At 60.3% G+C, this 16,093-nt stretch carries 12 protein-coding genes; 5 read left to right on the top strand and 7 right to left on the bottom strand.

Annotated elements, in window-relative coordinates; all coding sequences use genetic code 11:
* Positions 1 to 44 precede the first annotated feature (44 nt).
* From FY528_RS17570 to FY528_RS17585, 4 genes are all read right to left on the bottom strand, one after another.
* Positions 45 to 1,613, bottom strand: a complete 1,569-nt coding sequence (locus FY528_RS17570; protein ID WP_149072333.1) for a tetratricopeptide repeat protein — start codon at positions 1,611 to 1,613, stop codon at positions 45 to 47.
* Between the two features lie 63 nt (positions 1,614 to 1,676).
* Entirely contained in the window at positions 1,677 to 2,426 is a 750-nt protein-coding gene (locus FY528_RS17575) for a zinc ribbon domain-containing protein (protein ID WP_149072334.1), read from the bottom strand.
* Positions 2,416 to 3,516 (bottom strand): Nif3-like dinuclear metal center hexameric protein, encoded by a 1,101-nt coding sequence (locus FY528_RS17580; RefSeq protein WP_187632177.1) that lies wholly within the window; start codon positions 3,514 to 3,516, stop codon positions 2,416 to 2,418. The genes FY528_RS17575 and FY528_RS17580 overlap by 11 nt, the downstream gene beginning before the upstream one ends.
* A gap of 113 nt (positions 3,517 to 3,629) precedes the next feature.
* Positions 3,630 to 4,307, bottom strand: coding sequence for a uracil-DNA glycosylase family protein (locus FY528_RS17585; RefSeq protein ID WP_149072335.1), 678 nt, complete (start codon positions 4,305 to 4,307; stop codon positions 3,630 to 3,632).
* Positions 4,308 to 4,436: 129 nt separating this feature from the next.
* Here FY528_RS17585 and lpxK point away from each other — a divergent pair, with 129 nt between their 5' ends.
* The 3 genes from lpxK to FY528_RS17600 are packed head-to-tail and all read left to right on the top strand — an operon-like array spanning position 4,437 to position 8,153.
* A complete protein-coding gene (gene lpxK / locus FY528_RS17590) occupies positions 4,437 to 5,489 on the top strand; it encodes a tetraacyldisaccharide 4'-kinase (protein ID WP_149072336.1) in 1,053 nt (350 codons plus the stop codon).
* Positions 5,482 to 7,455 carry a putative porin gene (locus FY528_RS17595; protein ID WP_187632178.1) on the top strand — a complete coding sequence of 658 codons (1,974 nt, stop codon included), beginning with the start codon at positions 5,482 to 5,484 and terminating at the stop codon, positions 7,453 to 7,455. The genes lpxK and FY528_RS17595 overlap by 8 nt, the downstream gene beginning before the upstream one ends.
* A gap of 56 nt (positions 7,456 to 7,511) precedes the next feature.
* Positions 7,512 to 8,153, top strand: a complete 642-nt coding sequence (locus tag FY528_RS17600; RefSeq protein WP_149072338.1) for a MiaE family protein — start codon at positions 7,512 to 7,514, stop codon at positions 8,151 to 8,153.
* 19 nt (positions 8,154 to 8,172) lie between these two features.
* Here the strand turns inward: FY528_RS17600 and FY528_RS17605 are convergent, their stop codons facing one another.
* The gene (locus FY528_RS17605; protein WP_149072339.1) at positions 8,173 to 9,996 is read right to left on the bottom strand and encodes a glycoside hydrolase family 2 protein; all 1,824 of its coding nucleotides are present in this window, start codon (positions 9,994 to 9,996) and stop codon (positions 8,173 to 8,175) included.
* A gap of 370 nt (positions 9,997 to 10,366) precedes the next feature.
* Positions 10,367 to 11,638, bottom strand: a complete 1,272-nt coding sequence (locus FY528_RS17610; RefSeq protein WP_373281632.1) for an asparagine synthetase B — start codon at positions 11,636 to 11,638, stop codon at positions 10,367 to 10,369.
* A 114-nt stretch (positions 11,639 to 11,752) separates the two neighbouring features.
* Between FY528_RS17610 and FY528_RS17615 the strand changes: the two genes are divergently transcribed.
* Together FY528_RS17615 and FY528_RS17625 are read left to right on the top strand one after the other, a co-directional pair.
* Positions 11,753 to 12,991 carry an ABC transporter permease gene (locus FY528_RS17615; RefSeq protein WP_149072340.1) on the top strand — a complete coding sequence of 413 codons (1,239 nt, stop codon included), beginning with the start codon at positions 11,753 to 11,755 and terminating at the stop codon, positions 12,989 to 12,991.
* 1,203 nt (positions 12,992 to 14,194) lie between these two features.
* Positions 14,195 to 14,428: a hypothetical protein gene (locus tag FY528_RS17625; RefSeq protein ID WP_149072342.1), complete on the top strand. Its 234-nt coding sequence runs from the start codon at positions 14,195 to 14,197 to the stop codon at positions 14,426 to 14,428.
* An 84-nt stretch (positions 14,429 to 14,512) separates the two neighbouring features.
* Here FY528_RS17625 and mtaB read toward each other — a convergent pair whose 3' ends face one another.
* Complete coding sequence (gene mtaB, locus FY528_RS17630; protein WP_149072343.1) at positions 14,513 to 15,853, bottom strand: tRNA (N(6)-L-threonylcarbamoyladenosine(37)-C(2))-methylthiotransferase MtaB; 1,341 nt, start codon at positions 15,851 to 15,853, stop codon at positions 14,513 to 14,515.
* Positions 15,854 to 16,093: the final 240 nt, after the last annotated feature.

A 16,093-nucleotide genomic window follows, 5' to 3' on the forward strand; every position in this document is an offset into this window, starting at 1 on the left:
TCAGGATAGGCCAAGACCCGCCAGGGGGCATTAGCGCCTTCGGGTCAGTCCAACTCCTGCAGGGCTACTTTGGCTTTGGCATCGGTGCTGTTTTTATACTCGTGCTTGGGATAGGCCAGCACTTTCTGAAAATAGTAGCGGGCCGTGCTTTTCTGGCCTTCGGCCTGGTACAGATAGCCTAGCTGCAGGGCCGACTGCGGGGCAAAGTAGTATGGTGCGTTGCCCGCTACAGCCATAGTTTGGCGGTAGAGCAGGCGGGCCGAGTCGAGGCGGCCGAGGCCCTGCCAGGCGCGGGCCCGGCGGTAGGGCGCTTCGATCCGGTCACGCAGCAGGGTCCGGGGCGTTTCCTGGAAAGCCTCCAGTGTAATAAGAGCCTCACGGTAGTAGCCGCCGTCAATCTGCAGCCGGGCCCGGGTCAGGTGGGCATTCAGGGGCTGTTGGCCTTCGTAAAACCGCTGGGCATAGGTGTCTTCTTCCACTACGGTGCGCCCCGCCGTGGGTATCTGGCGGCGGTACCGTTCCGCGGCGGCGTTGTCGCCGCGCAGCCAGCAGGCCAGGTAGAGCTTGAAAGCGGCATCCTTACGGTAGTGCTGGCCCTGGAAGTCGCGCAGAAAAACCAGGTTCGCCCGCTCCGAGGCGGCATACTGCCCCTGGTACAGGTACAAGTCGGCGGCCATATGGTGCAGGTATGCCACCGGCAGGTAACCCGCCCCGGTGGGCCGCGCCCGGTAGGCGGCCAGGGCCGCTTCCGTGTGGTGCTGGCGCTTGTTGAGGCTGATAACCAGGTAGCTGAAGAGGAGGTTGTCGGGTTGGCGTGCGGCCCAGCCCGTGGCCAGCTGCACCGCCTGTTCCTTTTTCTTGTAGTAGGTTTCCTCCACCAACGCCAGCATAATCTGGGCTTCCGGCTGGAAGTCGTTGGGTTGCTGGGCGGCCGCGCGCAGGTTCTGGAGCCCGGCCTCCACGCTGCCCGGCAGCCCCAGCAGCTTCAGAAACCAGCGGTAGCCCTCGGGCAGGGAGCCAATAAAGAACTGCATCATGCCCAGGGTCTTGCGGGCCGGCAGGTAGTTGGGGTAGCGCCGCACCACTTGGAGCATGCCGGCATACGCCTGGCGCATGCTCCAGGCGCCTTGCAGCTCGTGCTGAAAAGCAACCTGGGCGGCGGCTTGGTGCAAGCGGATTTCGGCGGCGGCATAGGCCCGTAGCGCGGTTTGCTCCGGCGACTTTTCCAGCTGGGCCAGCCGCTCGTCCTGGGCATCAATAAGCGGCTCGTAGCGGCGGGCATCCTGCGTAATCATGAGCTCGGCGAAGTCAAGGCAGTCGGCTACCAGCAGGGTGCCGGCGCTGCCGGCCGCGCGCTGCTGCTCGGGCCGGAGCAGGGCCCGGGCCGGAGCAGTACGCAGTTTCAGCAGCTCGGCGTAGGCTTGCCGCGCCGCGGGGCTTAGCTGAAAGTTCAGGGAGCTAGCCGCGTTGCCTTCTTCGGGTGCGGGGATCTGCCGGGGGTGCGGGCGCGCCGTTAGCGTTCCTGTCGTCAGTGGCCACAGCAACGCCAGCAACCAAAGCAAGAGGCCCGGGCGCAGCTGGTAAGTCCGCAGGTTCAGGTGGATTCGGCCCATACAAGAAAAAAGGAACGGCGCAGGCCGTTCCTTTTCACATAGTCAGTAGCTCAACAGCAAAAGCTACGCAATGCGCGCTTCCACATCGGCCAGTACGCGGCCGCAGTGCTCACACACGATAATTTTCTTGTGGGCAATGATGTCGGCCTGGCGCTGGGGGGGCACCGTGTTGAAGCAGCCACCGCAGGCGTCGCGCTTCACCGTCACTACGGCCAGGCCGTTGCGCACGTTGCCGCGGATGCGGGTGTAGGCCGTCAGCAGACGCTCCTCAATGGGCTTCACGGCCCCGGAGCGCTCATTCACCAGCACCTGCTCATCGGCTTCGCTCTCACCCACAATGGTTTGAAGCTCCAAGCGCTTGTTTTCCAGGTCCTTCTTGCGCTCTTCCAGGCGCTGCTTGGTGCCGGCAATGTCCTGGTTTTTCTGCTCGATGTGGTACTGGGCTTCCTTGATCTTCTTGTCAGAAATCTGGATTTCCAGGCGCTGCAGCTCGATTTCCTTGGCAATAGCCTCGTACTCGCGGTTGTTGCGCACGTTCTGCTGCTGGTCCTCATACTTCTTGATGAGGCCTTCGGCGTCCTTGGCGTTCTGCTTACGCTGCTTGATTTGTTCGTTGAGGCCCGAAATCTCCTCGTCGAACTTGCTTACGCGCACCTCGTAGCCCGCAATTTCGTCCTCCAGGTCACGCACCTCTTCGGGGAGGTCGCCCCGCACGCGCCGGATTTCGTCGAGCTGCGAATCGATGCGCTGCAGGTTCAGGAGGGCTTCCAGCTTACTGGCAACCGGGGTTTCCGTGGAAGGGTTAGCAATCATAACGGACAGGGTTGGTGAGAGTCTCAGCAATTAAGACCGCAAAAGTACTCCCAAAGTTGCCCATAAGCAAATCCCGGAAGATTTCCCCGGTAAACTGCTCACTCTCAAAATGGCCCACGTCGCAGAGCATCAGCCGGCCCTCGGCCCCAAAGTACTCGTGGTATTTCAGGTCGCCGGTTACGTACGCGTCGGCCCCGGCAGCGCGGGCATTGCCAATCAGAAAAGCGCCGGCACCGCCGCAAAGCGCCACTTTTCGAATGGGCTGCTCAAATGCGGTGTACTTAACCACGGGCACGCCCAGGGCGGTTTTCAGGCGCTGCCGGAACTCCGCCGGGCTTAGCGGCTCGGGCAGCTCGCCCACCATGCCCGATCCTACGTCCTGGTGCTGGTTTTCGAGCCGAATGATGTCGTAGGCAACTTCCTCGTAGGGGTGAGCCTGCCGCAACGCCCGCACCACCGCATTTTTCAGGTGCAACGGCAGCAGCACTTCTACCCGGTGCTCGGGTACTTCCTCCGGCTGGCCAACCTGACCAATATGCGGGTGCGTGCCAGTCCCCGGCGTGAAGGTGCCCGTGCCTTCCGTGCGGAAGCTGCACTCCGAGTAGGCGCCTACCTGGCCGGCTCCCGCCTGGTAAAGGGCCTGCAGCACGGCTTCGGTGTGGGCAAGCGGCACGTAGGTGATGAGCTTAGCGAGCAGGCCGGGCTTGGGGTCGAGGATGCGCAGCTGCTGCAGGCCCAGCTTGTCGGCCAGCTTGCGGTTGACGCCGTGCAGCACATTGTCGAGGTTGGTGTGGGCGGCGTACAGGGCAATATCGTGGCGGATGGCCAGCAGCAGCGTCTGCTCAACCTCCGTAGCTCCGGTCAGGCGCTTCAGGGGCTTGAAGATAAGTGGGTGGTGGGCTACCACCACGTTGCAGCCCCGGCGGCGGGCTTCCTCCACCACGGCGGGCGTGCAGTCCAGGGCAATCAGCACGCCCCGCACTTCCGCCGCCGGGTTGCCGCATTGCAGGCCCGCGTTGTCGTAGCTTTCCTGGTACGCCAGCGGGGCGGCCTGCTCCAGCACGCGCATAAGGTCTTGAAGGGTGGGCATTCTTTTAATTTGGCGAATGTGAGGAATGTGACAAATGTGGAAAATAAATCTGGCGCAGGGAATCGTGACTTATTCTAACGGCTGGCCCGAAGAACTGCAGTCGGGCCCAATGCTCACAGGCGCACCTTGTCAAGGGTTGCGGCGTAGTGGGCTACGTTTTCGGCCAGCGCCCGGCGCTTATACTGCATCAGGTAGCGCGGGTGGTCGAGCACCTCAATGTGGTCAAACAGCTGTAGCTCCTGGTTCAGGCGATGCAGCAGCAGGGCGTTGCGCCGGCCCAAGCACACGGCCGCGTGGCGTGCTACGCCCACCTCGTGCACCAGCCGGTGTAGGGAGTCCCGCATGGCAGGCAGCAGGGCCGTTTGCAGGGCGGGGGCGTCGTAGTAGTTGTAGTTGAGGCCGTTTTTCAGCAGCACCAGCGGATAAAGCGACCCAAGATAAAAGTCCTCGTAGAATGCTGCCGGCCCGCCCATGGCCGCCACTACCTCATACACAAACTGGCTGGAAGGCTCCCGCCGGCGCGGTAGCTCGTTGGCAATGCCGCAGACATCCTGCAGAGCCACCGGGTCGGTGAAGGCCACGCCCGTGCGGCCGTTGCCCAGGCGGCCAGGGTTGATGCCGAGCAGGGCAATGCGTGGCTGGGGGCTGGCGTAAAAGCGGTGAGCAAACTGCGTGAGTAGCTCGCGGGGAACGGGCTCCTGGTAAGGGCTCAGGGCCTGCACGTCGCCGGGCAGGGTCTCAGGCAGCGGAAACTGGGTCAGAAACGGCAGCAGCCGGTCGGCAAACGACATACGCGGCGGAAGAAATGGCGGAAAGTAGCAGACGAAAACATCGGGTTTGGTTGCTCTTACGTTAGGAGCCTGCGCCGTTGGCAGCCCACAACCCCTTAATTTCGCCCCACTCAATTCTGTATTCCCCGCATGAACGCTCTGCTTACCCTGTTGCTGCTGCCGTTAAGCTGGCTTTATGCCGCCGTGCTGGCAGTGCGCAATTGGCTGTATGATAGGGGGCTCAAGGCAGTAGCACACTTCCCGGTTCCCGTTATCAGCGTAGGCAACCTGCGGGTGGGCGGCACGGGCAAAACCCCGCACGTGGCCTGGGTGGTGCACGAACTGCAGCTGGCCGGCCAGCTGCCAGCTATTCTTAGCCGGGGCTACGGCCGCCAGACTACCGGCTACGGGCGGGTGTCGGCCGCCGACTCCGCCGCAACGGTGGGCGACGAGCCACTCCAGCACTTTCTCGACTTCAAGGCCGCCGTGCCCGTCGCCGTAGCCGAGGACCGCAGGGTGGGCATTCAACACCTGCTCCGCGACACCTCCGCTTCGGCGATAGTGCTGGATGATGCCTACCAGCACCGGCGGGTGCAGCCTACGCTGTCCATTTTGCTTACCGAGCACCAGCGCCCATTCTACCATGATTTCGTGCTGCCCGCGGGGCGGCTGCGCGAAAGCCGCCGTGGAGCCCGGCGGGCCGATGTCATCATCGTCACCAAGTGCCCGGCGGAGCTTGCCCTGGCTGAACAAGCCCAGATTCGGCGGTACATCCGGCGCTACAGCCGACCGGGCGTGCCCGTGCTGTTTTCCACTTATGCTTACGGGGCGCCGGTGGCTGTAGGCGCGGAGGGCGGGCCGGTCACCAAAAGCGGGGTGCTGCTGACGGGCATAGCCCAGCCCGGGCCCCTGCGGGCTCACCTGATGCAGGCCGGATATTTGCTTACGCACGAGGCCGCCTTTGCCGATCATCACCCCTTTACCGTGGCCGAAATTCAGGCGGTGTGTGCCCAACTCCGGCCCGGAGACAGCATCTTTACCACGCAGAAAGACGCCATGCGCCTGCGCGAGCCGGCCCTGCAGGCGGCTCTGGCAGGCGTGCCGGTGTTTTATATTCCCATTGAAGTCCGGTTCCTGGCCGATGGCGCCAGCCTTCTCCGGCAGTCACTGATGTCTACTTTTCAGCCCTACGCTGTTGTCTGATTTATTTGCTTTGTTTTCGTTGAGAAGGAAAGGCCTCTCCGCAACTCGTTGGTACGCCGGGCTGCTGGCCGTCCTGGTCGGGCTGGTACTGGGTGGGCCGGCGCACGCCCAAATCATCGACGACTCCACCAAAGTGTTGTACGGGCCCCTCACGACGCGCATCATCCGGGAACGGGACGTGCTGCGCGACCTGACCGAGGGCCAAACCGTGGACACCACCCTCACCACCTTTCATAACCTGCGCTACTGGCTGCCCGATTCGTCCTTTTACCAGGACCTGGGCAACCTGGGCACGGCCTCCCGCCGCTTGCTCTGGCAGATGCCCACCCAGATTGGGGCCCGGCTGGGGCGCAATGCCTTCGACCGGTACGCGCCCAATCCTGCCAACATCCCGTATTACGATACCCGCTCGCCGTTCACGTATTTTCGCTACCTGCAGAGCAACCTGGGGGAGCAGATCTTTGAGCTGACCCACAGCCGGAGCTTTAAAAAGCTGGCCAATGTGGGCATCACCTACAACCGCGTGGCCAGCAACAAGGTGTTGGCGTCTACACCCCGGCAGGGCATGGTGCGCCACTCCACCATCATGCTGTTTGGGCGCTACCAGTCCGAAGATGAGCGGTATCATTTGCTGGCCAACTACCTCATCACGCGGCACGAAGCAGTGGAGCAGGGCGGTATTAAGCCCCAGCCCGGCGACCCGACTCGAAACCTGCCCCGGGATTCGACTTTAAGGCAGCTATTTGACTACCAGCGGGAGGAAGTGTGGCTTTCCCAGGCGCTGAGCCGCGACAACCGCGACGATGTCCACTTGACGCAAACGTACCGCCTGCTTAGCAAAGGCCTCACGGCGTACCATACCCTGGACTACAACCGCCAGCGCGTCCGCTACGACGACGACGCCATTCCCTACGACAACGCGGGCAACATCCTGTACTACCCCCGGGCCCTGGCCAACCGCCAAACCCGCTACGACTCTACCGCCACCGGTGACAGCACCACGTACCGGCAACTCGACAACACAGTGGGGGTGTTGGGCCACACCGATGCCGTGGACTACCGCCTCTATGGCCGGTACCGTAATGCCCGCCTTGCTTCCCGCTCAATGGTGAACGAGGACGAATCGGAGCAAACCGGGGCTCGCACGCTCAACCAAGTGTTTCTGGGCGGCACGGCGGCCTTCCGTTACCGGCAGTTTGCCATCGAAACGGCCGGCGAGTACAAGCTGGCTGACGAGTACTGGGTGCGGGCGTCGGCTACGCTAGGGCCGCTCACGGCTGAGATTTCCAGCATTTCGTACGCGCCCACGCTCACCCAACAGCAGCTGAGCGGCAACCACTACGCCTGGGACCATGTCACAGAAGGCAACACCTTCCGCAATACCAAAGCAAACCAGTTACTGGTTCGGGCTGAGCAGAAGCTAGGTTCTCAACACATTTGGGCAGAAGGTGCCATCGTAGACCTCACCGATCTGGTTTTCTACAACGAGGCCGCGGTACCTGAGCAGTTGCAAGAAGCCCGCCGCCTGTTTATTGGCCGGCTGCGCCACCACGTGCGCCTGGGCAAGTTCCGCGCCGACCACGAAGCCACCTTGACCGGGGGCGGCGACCAGCCTGGCTTACGCATTCCGGCCCTGGTAGCCAACAGCCGCATTGCTTACCAGGGCTACTTGTTCAAGAAAGCCCTGTTTGGCCAGGTAGGGCTGGAAACGTACTTCCAGTCGCGGTGGCGGCCCTACGACTACAGCCCCAGCACCCAGCAGTTCTACGTGCAGAACACGTTCACTTCCCGCAGCTACCCGCTCATGGATGTGTTTGTGAGCGGCGACATCAAGGCTGTGACGTTCTTCCTGAAACTAGCTTACCTCAACCAGGGACTGTACCGCAACGGCTATTTCGCCACGCCTTACTACACGGGCAACCCGCGAAGCTTTCAGTTTGGACTGCGCTGGAATTTCTTTGATTAATAACTTAGCCTGTAGCCTGTTTAGCATGGGTAGTTTCAGGCAGTACTTGAAGCGTTATGACAGACTTTTCGGCGACGCAGCCTTCCCTGGAAGAAGCGCAGAAACGGGAGAAAACCATCCTGAAGCTGAAGCTCAATACCGACCCGCGCTGGGTGGATATTGCTAGTAAGAACATTGAGGATATTCTCGTCGACCACGCCTACTGCGAGCAGAAGGCGGCCAGCACGGGCATCAGCCTGATTGTGAAGTACCCGGAGAAAACCCGGCTCGTGGATGAGCTGACCGAGCTGGTGGCCGAGGAGTGGGCTCACTTCGAGCGGGTGCTGCAGGAGCTGCGCAAGCGGGGCCACCAGCTGGGGCGCCCGCGCCGCGACGAGTACGTGGTACAGCTGATGGCCCACGTGCGCAAAGGCGGAGCCCGCGAGCGGCAGCTGATGGATCAGCTACTGGTGTCGGCCCTGATTGAAGCCCGCAGCTGTGAGCGGTTCAAGCTGCTCTGGAAGCACATTCCCGACCCCGAGCTCAGCAAGTTTTACTACGAGCTGATGGTGTCGGAAGCGGGCCATTTTGTGGCGTACGTGGACCTGGCCAAGGAATACTGCGACGCCCGCGAGGTAGACGCCCGCCTGCAGGAACTGCTCCAGATTGAAGGCGAAATCGTCACCAGCTTGCCCGTGCGCGACGACCGGATGCACTAGCCGCCGCGCAACAGGCCGCTTATAAGAGGGGCGCCGTTCCGGAGTTCAAAACCCCGGGCGGTACCGACAGCTCGCCGGTGTGCGGGTCGATGATGCCGTTACGCTCGTCCTCGATGTTGGTGGCCTGGGTGTACACGTCGCCGGCAATGGGGCGGCTGCGAAGCTCCCGCTTAAATTGGCGAATGCGCTCCGTGCGCTCTTCTCCCGCCGCAGGTCCGCCGTAATCCGCAAACCCAAAACCGCCCCATTCACTCACAATAAGAGGCTTCTGGCGCCGGTAAAAGAACGGGTCACCTACCACCAAAGGAAAGGCAGCAGTGCCCACCATTTCGCCCTGCACTAGCCGGTCCAGCAGCTCCTGCCAGCGGGGCAAATCGGGTGTGTAGAGGTGAGCGGTGAGCAAATCGGATTTCAGGCGGCCTTCGTGGGAAATATGTTGCCACCCGTCGTTGTCTACCACCAGAAATTGCGGGTGCTCAATCTGCATGTAGTGATACATGTCGATGATGTAGCGGCGGGTTTCGGGGTTGGTGGCAATATCCTGGCAGCCCCAGTCTTCATTGTAGAGGCTCCAGATAACCACGGAGGGGTGCGACTGGATAAGGGCCAGCATGCGGAGGAGCTCGGCCCGGTGGTTTTCGCGGCTGCGGGGAGTAGAGGAGTGGGGGCTGGGCACTTCCACCCAGAGCAGCAGCCCCAGTTCGTCGGCCAGGTTGTAAATGCGTGGGTCGATGCCCGCAATGTGAACCCGCACCAAGTTACAGCCCAGCTCGCGCATGGCGTGCATGTGGCGCCGCATTTCCTCGTAGGTAGCGGTACCGGGCTGGTACAGAATACCATCCAGGTAGATGGGCTCGTTGTTGAGGTACACGTACCGGCCGCGCGACTCAACCTTCCGCAAACCAAAATGGGTTTCGATCTGCGCATCGTAGCCGTCGGCATCGATGAGGTGGGCTACCAGCCGATACAGGTTAGGGGAGCCCGGGGCCCACAGCTTGGCATCCGGAATTTCCAGAATTACGCGCTGCTGCCGCTGCCCGGCTTCCAGCTTTAAAGAGAAATCTGAAGTAGCCAGGGGCTGGGGCGAAACACTGTCGGTGGCGAATACCTGCAGCCGCAGCGTGTACACGCCCGGGTCGTGCACCCGGGTGGTGATGTTGAAGCGGACGAGGTGGTCCTCAATGACGCTCTCAATGCCCACGCGGGAACGGAGACGGTTGCGCTCTACCATTTCCAGCCACACACTGCGCACAGCCCCGGTTTGGGTCTGGTACCAGATGCCGCCCCGCTTGTACACGTGCGACTCCTGCTTGCCCCGAGGCGTCTCGGCATCCATCGTGTCGGCAATGCGGACGGTAAGCCGGTTGACGGGCCGCAGCTGCTCGGCGCGCAATTCAAAAGAAAAGGACGTGTACTCGCCGTAGTGCACATCTTCGCCCTCAATCGTGCGCAGTTGATGCCCATTCAGCCACACATGGGTTTCGTAGCCGCAGGCCCCGAATGTAAGCTGAAACAGGCTGTGTTCGTCGCCGCGCTCGGGCAGGGCAAATTCCCGCTCGTACCAGGCTACTACCTTATCCTGCCACCGGGAGGGCTGGCCCTGCACCTTGATTTGCTCCATATGCTCTTCAATAGAGCCGGGCCAGTTGGTGGTGTGCTGGTACTGGTGGCTCACGTACCAAGCATCGCGCAGGCCAATGTCCTCGGGGTCTAGGGCAAAACTCCATTCGCCATCAAGAAGCAGGTAGTTGTTGGAGCGAAGTACAGCTCGTGGGAGAGGGTTGGCAGAGCGTAAGTCACCTTTGGTAGCAGAGAAGCCGTAGTTGGTTTGCCCGGAAGTCATAAGGTCAGCAGTAGGTCAGCGCTTACAAACGTGGATTTTACCCTCACGGATATCCTAACCCGGGAGTTTTGTACCGAATCAATTGCCCGAGAGTAATCGGAAAACTATGGTGGAAGCCTGGACCAAGGAAAGCCAGTGCCTGCCAGGGCAGGCGGGGTCAAGGCTAACGCGCTGTCCGTTAGATAAGTTAGAGGAGCAGGGCCGCCGAATTAGATTGAACAGCAGGCGTGACTGGTGAACCCAGCAAGCAAGAGAGAAGCCCCACAGCCGGGACGCGCAGCTTCCGTTGCCACTTGACAAATCGGTTGCCCAGAACCTGCTCTCAGCAGCTCCTGGCGCTTTTTGGATGACCCAATTTGCCTGCGGCGGATCAGGTTTTTTGCTTTTTCTTTTTGGCGGCTGGGAACAGCACGTTGTTGAGAATGAGGCGGTAGCCGGGGGAGTTGGGATGGAGCGAAAGGTCGGTAGGCTCTTCCTCTACCAGGTGCTGGTAGTCCTCAGGGTCGTGGCCCCCATAGAACGTCCAGGTGCCCTTGCCCAAAGTACCGTGCATGTAGCGCACCTCGCCCGAGGCCTTGTTGTCGCCCATCACCACTACATCGGACTTAATGAGCTGCTTGCGGAAGGCCGTCGTCTGGCCCATGAAGCCCTTGATGGTTTTCTCGTGGTCCTGGGTGAGCATGGTGGGCACCGGGTCGTACTTAGCCGAGAAAGTAAACAGCTGGAAATAGTCGTTGTCCTCGTACACGCCGCGCTCCTGGGGCTGCATGTCGATATTGCTGTACTCGTACTGGTACGGGTCGCGCACCAGCTGGAAGTCCTTGAAAGCCAGCGTGCGGTTGAAATTGAGCTTGCTCTGGGCCTGGGGGTCGGCCGGGTCGCCATCGTACATGCTCTCTACCATGTCAATCCCGAGGCCTGCCAGGGCAATGTCGTAGGTATCGGTGGCCCCACACATGGCAAACATAAAGCCGCCGCCGGCCACAAACTCCTGCATGCGCGTTACTACGGCGCCCTTCATCTGGCTGACCTTGGCAAAGCCGTTGCGCTTGGCCGCCGCTTCCGAGTCGCGCTGCTGCTGCTGGTACCAGGGACGGTTGCGGTAGGAGGCGAAGAACTTGCCGTACTCGCCCGTAAAGTCCTCGTGGTGAATGTGCAGCCAGTCGTACTTGGGCAGGTCGCCGTGCAGCACCTCATCGTCGTAGATCTGGGTGTAGGGAATTTCGGCATAGGTAAGCACCATGGTCACGGCATCGTCCCAGGGCTGTTTGCCCTTGGGCGTGTACACCGCAATTTTGGGCACCTTCTCCAGCTTCATGATGTCCATGTTGGCGTTGGGGTCGGCAATTTCCTGCAGGATGCTGCCGTACTGGGCCGCCGAAATCACCTGAAAGCTCACGCCCCGCACGGCCAGCTCATTTTCCAGGCCGGGCACGTTGTCGCAGGCAAAAGCGCCCCCGCGGTAGTTCAGCAGCCAATCTACCTCTACCTGCTTGGTAAGCAGCCAGAACGCAATGCCATAGGCTTTCAGGTGCTCTTTCTGGACCTGGTCCATTGGGATGAGCACGTGGTTGGCCCGGGCTGCCAGTGGCAGCAAACTCAGGAACAGGCCCGCAAACAGAAAAAACAACTTCCGCATCATGCACGATAACCGTAAAAAACCGAGGTAAGCAAATGTACCAAAACCCGCGGGAGTTAGCCTGAAAGCGGCTACCTTGCGGCGCCCACCGCGCATCATTACCAGAGGACTCAGGCCATGCATTTGCTAGAAAACATTCGGGAGGCATTCCGTTCCATTCACAGCAACCTGCTGCGGACGGTGCTCACGGCGCTTATCGTGAGCATCGGAATTATGGCGCTGGTGGGTATTCTCACGGCCATTGATGCCATGAAGAATTCCCTGAACCAGACCTTTGCCAGCCTGGGAGCCAACTCCTTTGAAATGACGGCCAAAGGCTACAACAACCGCTTCCGGCGCGGGGGGCGGCAGGAGCGAACCTACCCGCCCATCAGCTACCTGCAGGCCCAGCAGTACAAAGAGCAACTCGGCGACGATGCCAAAGTTGGGCTGTCGGCCTTTATTGCGGGGGCGGCCGAGGTGAAGGCCAACGGCAAGAAAACCAACCCCAACATGAACGTAGTGGCCGGGGACGAGAACTACCTGCTCATCCAGAACTACAATCTGGGCAGCGGCCGGGGCTTTTCCCAGACCGAGCTGGATAACGGAGCCAACGTGGCTATTGTGGGTACGGAAATCAAAGACAAGCTATTCCCTCAGCAGGACCCCATTAACCAATACGTGTACTTCCTTGGCCGCCGGTTTCAGGTAGTGGGCGTATTCGAGAAAAGCGGGCCCACCATGGGCGGGGGCGGCTCCGACCGCACCATTCTCATTCCGCTGGAAACCGGCAACCAGATGCCCCGGCAGCAGGCCCTCACCTACGACGTGAAAACGGCCGTGCAGCAGCCCGAAAACCTGACCTACGTCACGGGCCAGGCTACCGGCATTATGCGCGCCGTGCGCCACGACCAGCTGGGCCAGGAAGATTCCTTTGACCTGGAGCGCTCCGACTCCCTGGCCGCCAAACTCGATGAGTTGTCTGGCGGGATGAAAATCGGGGGCTTCCTGGTGGGCTTTATCACCCTGCTCGGAGCCAGCATTGCCCTTATGAACATCATGATGGTGTCGGTGACGGAGCGCACCCGCGAAATCGGCATTCGGAAGGCCCTGGGTGCTACCGCCCTGCAGATCCGCCAGCAGTTCCTCATCGAGGCCATTGTTATCTGCATAATGGGCGGCTCCTTCGGCATTCTGCTGGGGGTGGGTATGGGCAACGGGGTTTCGCTTTTTGTGGGCAGTGGCGGCTTCGTGGTGCCCTGGCTTTGGATGACGTTGGGGTTGATTATCTGCGTAACCGTGGGCCTGGCCTCGGGCTACTATCCGGCTAGCAAAGCCGCCGCCCTCGACCCCATTGAGAGCCTGCGCTACGAGTAGCCGCCCGATGGCGCAGTAGTTGGCAGACAACAGCTGGGCGTATGTTTGGCTGGATAGCAGCGCGGCTAGCAGAAGGAGCAGGTTTACTGGCCGAAACGGACTACTGCAAACAGCCTGTAGCGGCGTCGGGTGTCCGGGCAGCCTGGCGTAGCGTTACCGGCCTTGGTAGAGTACCTGCTGCTGCCATCCTAGACCAAGTAAAGAGACGCCCGCGCTTCGGAGGCAAGCCTGGCAACAGCTACTCATGCGGGATGGTTGAACGGCATAGCCCAGGCTAATAGATTCGGTACTCACAGTTCCTACAAGCTGCTCCGCCAGTTCAGAAAAAAACAAGCAGAAGCGGCCGTAAAGTGAGCCAGATACTTCTGCGGCGCAAGCTCGGCGTCAGCTTTTCGATTTGTACGCTGAGTGAGTACTGAAGCAAACAGGCCGGCATTTTTTTCAGTAGCTCCGCTTAGCGGGTGTAGGCTAGAAGCAGAACCGGGGAGGCTGGTTGCAGGCACCGACGCATCACCGCAATGGCAAGCAGTAACCCTGCTTGCCATTGCGGTGATGCGACTATGACGCTGCCAGGCCCAAGCGTACTTGTTGCCCGTGCCCTACCTGCGAGGTTTTATCAGCCACCTTCAGGCACCTCGTTCACTTTCTGCCCGGGAGAGAATACCTACAACCGTTTTATCAGTGCGAAGCCGGGATCAGTCGGCTGCTACCAGCTAAAGCCTACCAACTCCAAAGTGAAAACTTTATCGGGAGTGTTTGAAAGTTTTATATACATTTGCTATTAAATCATTTGGGTATATGCAAAATACGGAAACAGTTGGACAGCGCTTCGCCTCGCTTATTGCTCATTTGGGAATAAGCAAGAATGCCTTTGCTACTTCCTTGGATAAGACGGCTACGGTAATTCAACACCTTGTAGATGAGCGTAATAAGCCTGGGTTTGACCTTTTGTGCAAGGTATTTGAAGTATATCCAAATGTTTCTAAAGACTGGCTGCTGCAGGGCATCGGGCCTATGCTCAATAATGATGCTCATGCTTCAAATGGGCAGGATGTAGACCTGAATAAGGCAAAGCCAGAGCCAGCTTCGCCTCCGGAAGATGAGCGGGTTGATGATCCGGCCGCTTACGCCAGCTCCGTAGAGCTACCGGCTGACACAAGCAGGCAGTCGGCTCCGGAATCTGGACAGGCATTCAAAAACCTGGTGTCAGAAGCCCCCGCCACGGCGGCCCCGGTTCCTGCAGTGGCCCCAGTGGCTGCCCCCAGCCTTACGCCTCCGGCCCCCGCCCCGGCACCAGCCGATGGCTGGCAGTCGGCCTTGTACACGCAACAGATGGCCCATCAATTGGCCCTGGCCGAGCTGCGCAATCAGCATCTGCAGGAGCAGCAGCGCATGATGCAGCAAATGCTGGACCTAATGCAGCGCCAGCTACGGTAATGCCTCCTCAAGGGTAAGACCCAACAAGCAAAAGCGGCCCGATACTTTATCGGGCCGCTTTTGCTTGTTGGTAAGAATTGGAGGCTAATGGTGTAATACTTCGAACCCAACTTCTTCCGCTTCCATCAGGTTCTGCGGGTTCACGGCGGTAAGGCGCAGGCGTTTCAGCTCACCCACCAGCAACGGGTCATACTTGGCCGTGACGCGAATATAATTGGGGGTGAAGCCTTCCATCTGCCCATTCGTCACGTCATCCTCAAACAAAACCTGGGTTTCCTGGCCGAGGTGCTGCTCGTAGAAAAAGCGCTTTTTCTTTTCCGAGAGGCCGCGCAGCTGGGTGGTGCGGTCGTGGCGGAGCCGGTCGTGCACGCGGCCGGGCAGGGTTGGGGCCAGGGTGTTTTCGCGCTCCGAGTACGGAAATACGTGCAGGTAGCTCACGTCCAGCTCGTTGAGAAACTGGTAGGTTTCCAGAAAATCGGCTTCCGTTTCGCCGGGAAAGCCCACGATAACGTCGACGCCAATGCAGGCGTGAGGCATTACTTCCTTAATCAACGCTACCCGCTCCTGGTACAGCTCCCGGCGGTAGCGCCGACGCATCAGCCCCAGAATCTTGTTGGAGCCTGACTGGAGCGGGATATGGAAGTGGGGCATAAACCGCTTCGACTGCGCCACGAAGCGGATAATTTCGTCGGAGAGCAGGTTCGGCTCGCAGCTGCTGATCCGGAACCGCTCGATGCCGGAAACCTCATCAAGGGCGCGAACCAAGTCATAGAAGTCTTCCTTCCGTTCCCGCTCAGGGCCTTGGAGGCCAAAGTCGCCGAGGTTTACGCCCGTGAGCACAATTTCCTTTACCCCCGTTTCGGCCAACTGCTGCACGCGCTCTACCACGCTTTGCACCGAGTGCGAGCGGCTTTTTCCCCGCGCCAGCGGAATAGTGCAAAACGAGCAGGAGTAGTCGCAACCATCCTGCACCTTCAGGAAGGTGCGGGTACGGTCGCCGAAAGAGTGGGCGGCGTGAAACTCGGTGGCTTCAGAAATGGGGGAAGCAAACACCTGCCCGGGTTGCCCCGGGGCGGGCTTGCGGAAGCCTGCCAGCGTTTCCACCAGCTGGAATTTCTCGGCGGCCCCCAGCACGGCATGCACTCCGGGAATCCCGGCAATTTCCTGGGGCTTAAGCTGGGCGTAGCAGCCCACAATGGCCACGAAGGCCTCCGGGTTGTGCTTGAGGGCTTCTTTCACCACCTTGCGGCATTTGCGGTCGGCATGGTCGGTTACCGAGCACGTGTTGATAACGTAGATATCAGCCGCGTCTTCGAAAGAGGTTTTTACGAAGCCATGCTCCTCAAACTGCCTGCCAATGGCGGACGTTTCGGAGAAGTTGAGCTTGCAGCCCAGCGTATAAAAGGCAACTTTTCTGGTTTCCATAAGCAAGACCGCAAAGATACGGCGACTTACCGGTTGTTGCACGCTAAGCCAGTAAAGTGGCCGCACTTAACTGGGCCAAGGTTTCGTTGAAAAGGGAGTAACGGACTGTCCCTGCCTTAGAGAGTGTGGACAGTCAGCGCATCCAATCCAGGGCGGCGAGCAGGTGAGCGACGGCTAAAAAAGAGGCGGCGGTTTTCTCGTAGCGGGTGGCCAAGCCTCGCGCTTCTTTGAGCCGGCCGA

This window comes from Hymenobacter lutimineralis (assembly GCF_008271285.1).
In the GTDB taxonomy this organism is placed as follows: Bacteria; Bacteroidota; Bacteroidia; order Cytophagales; family Hymenobacteraceae; genus Hymenobacter; species Hymenobacter lutimineralis.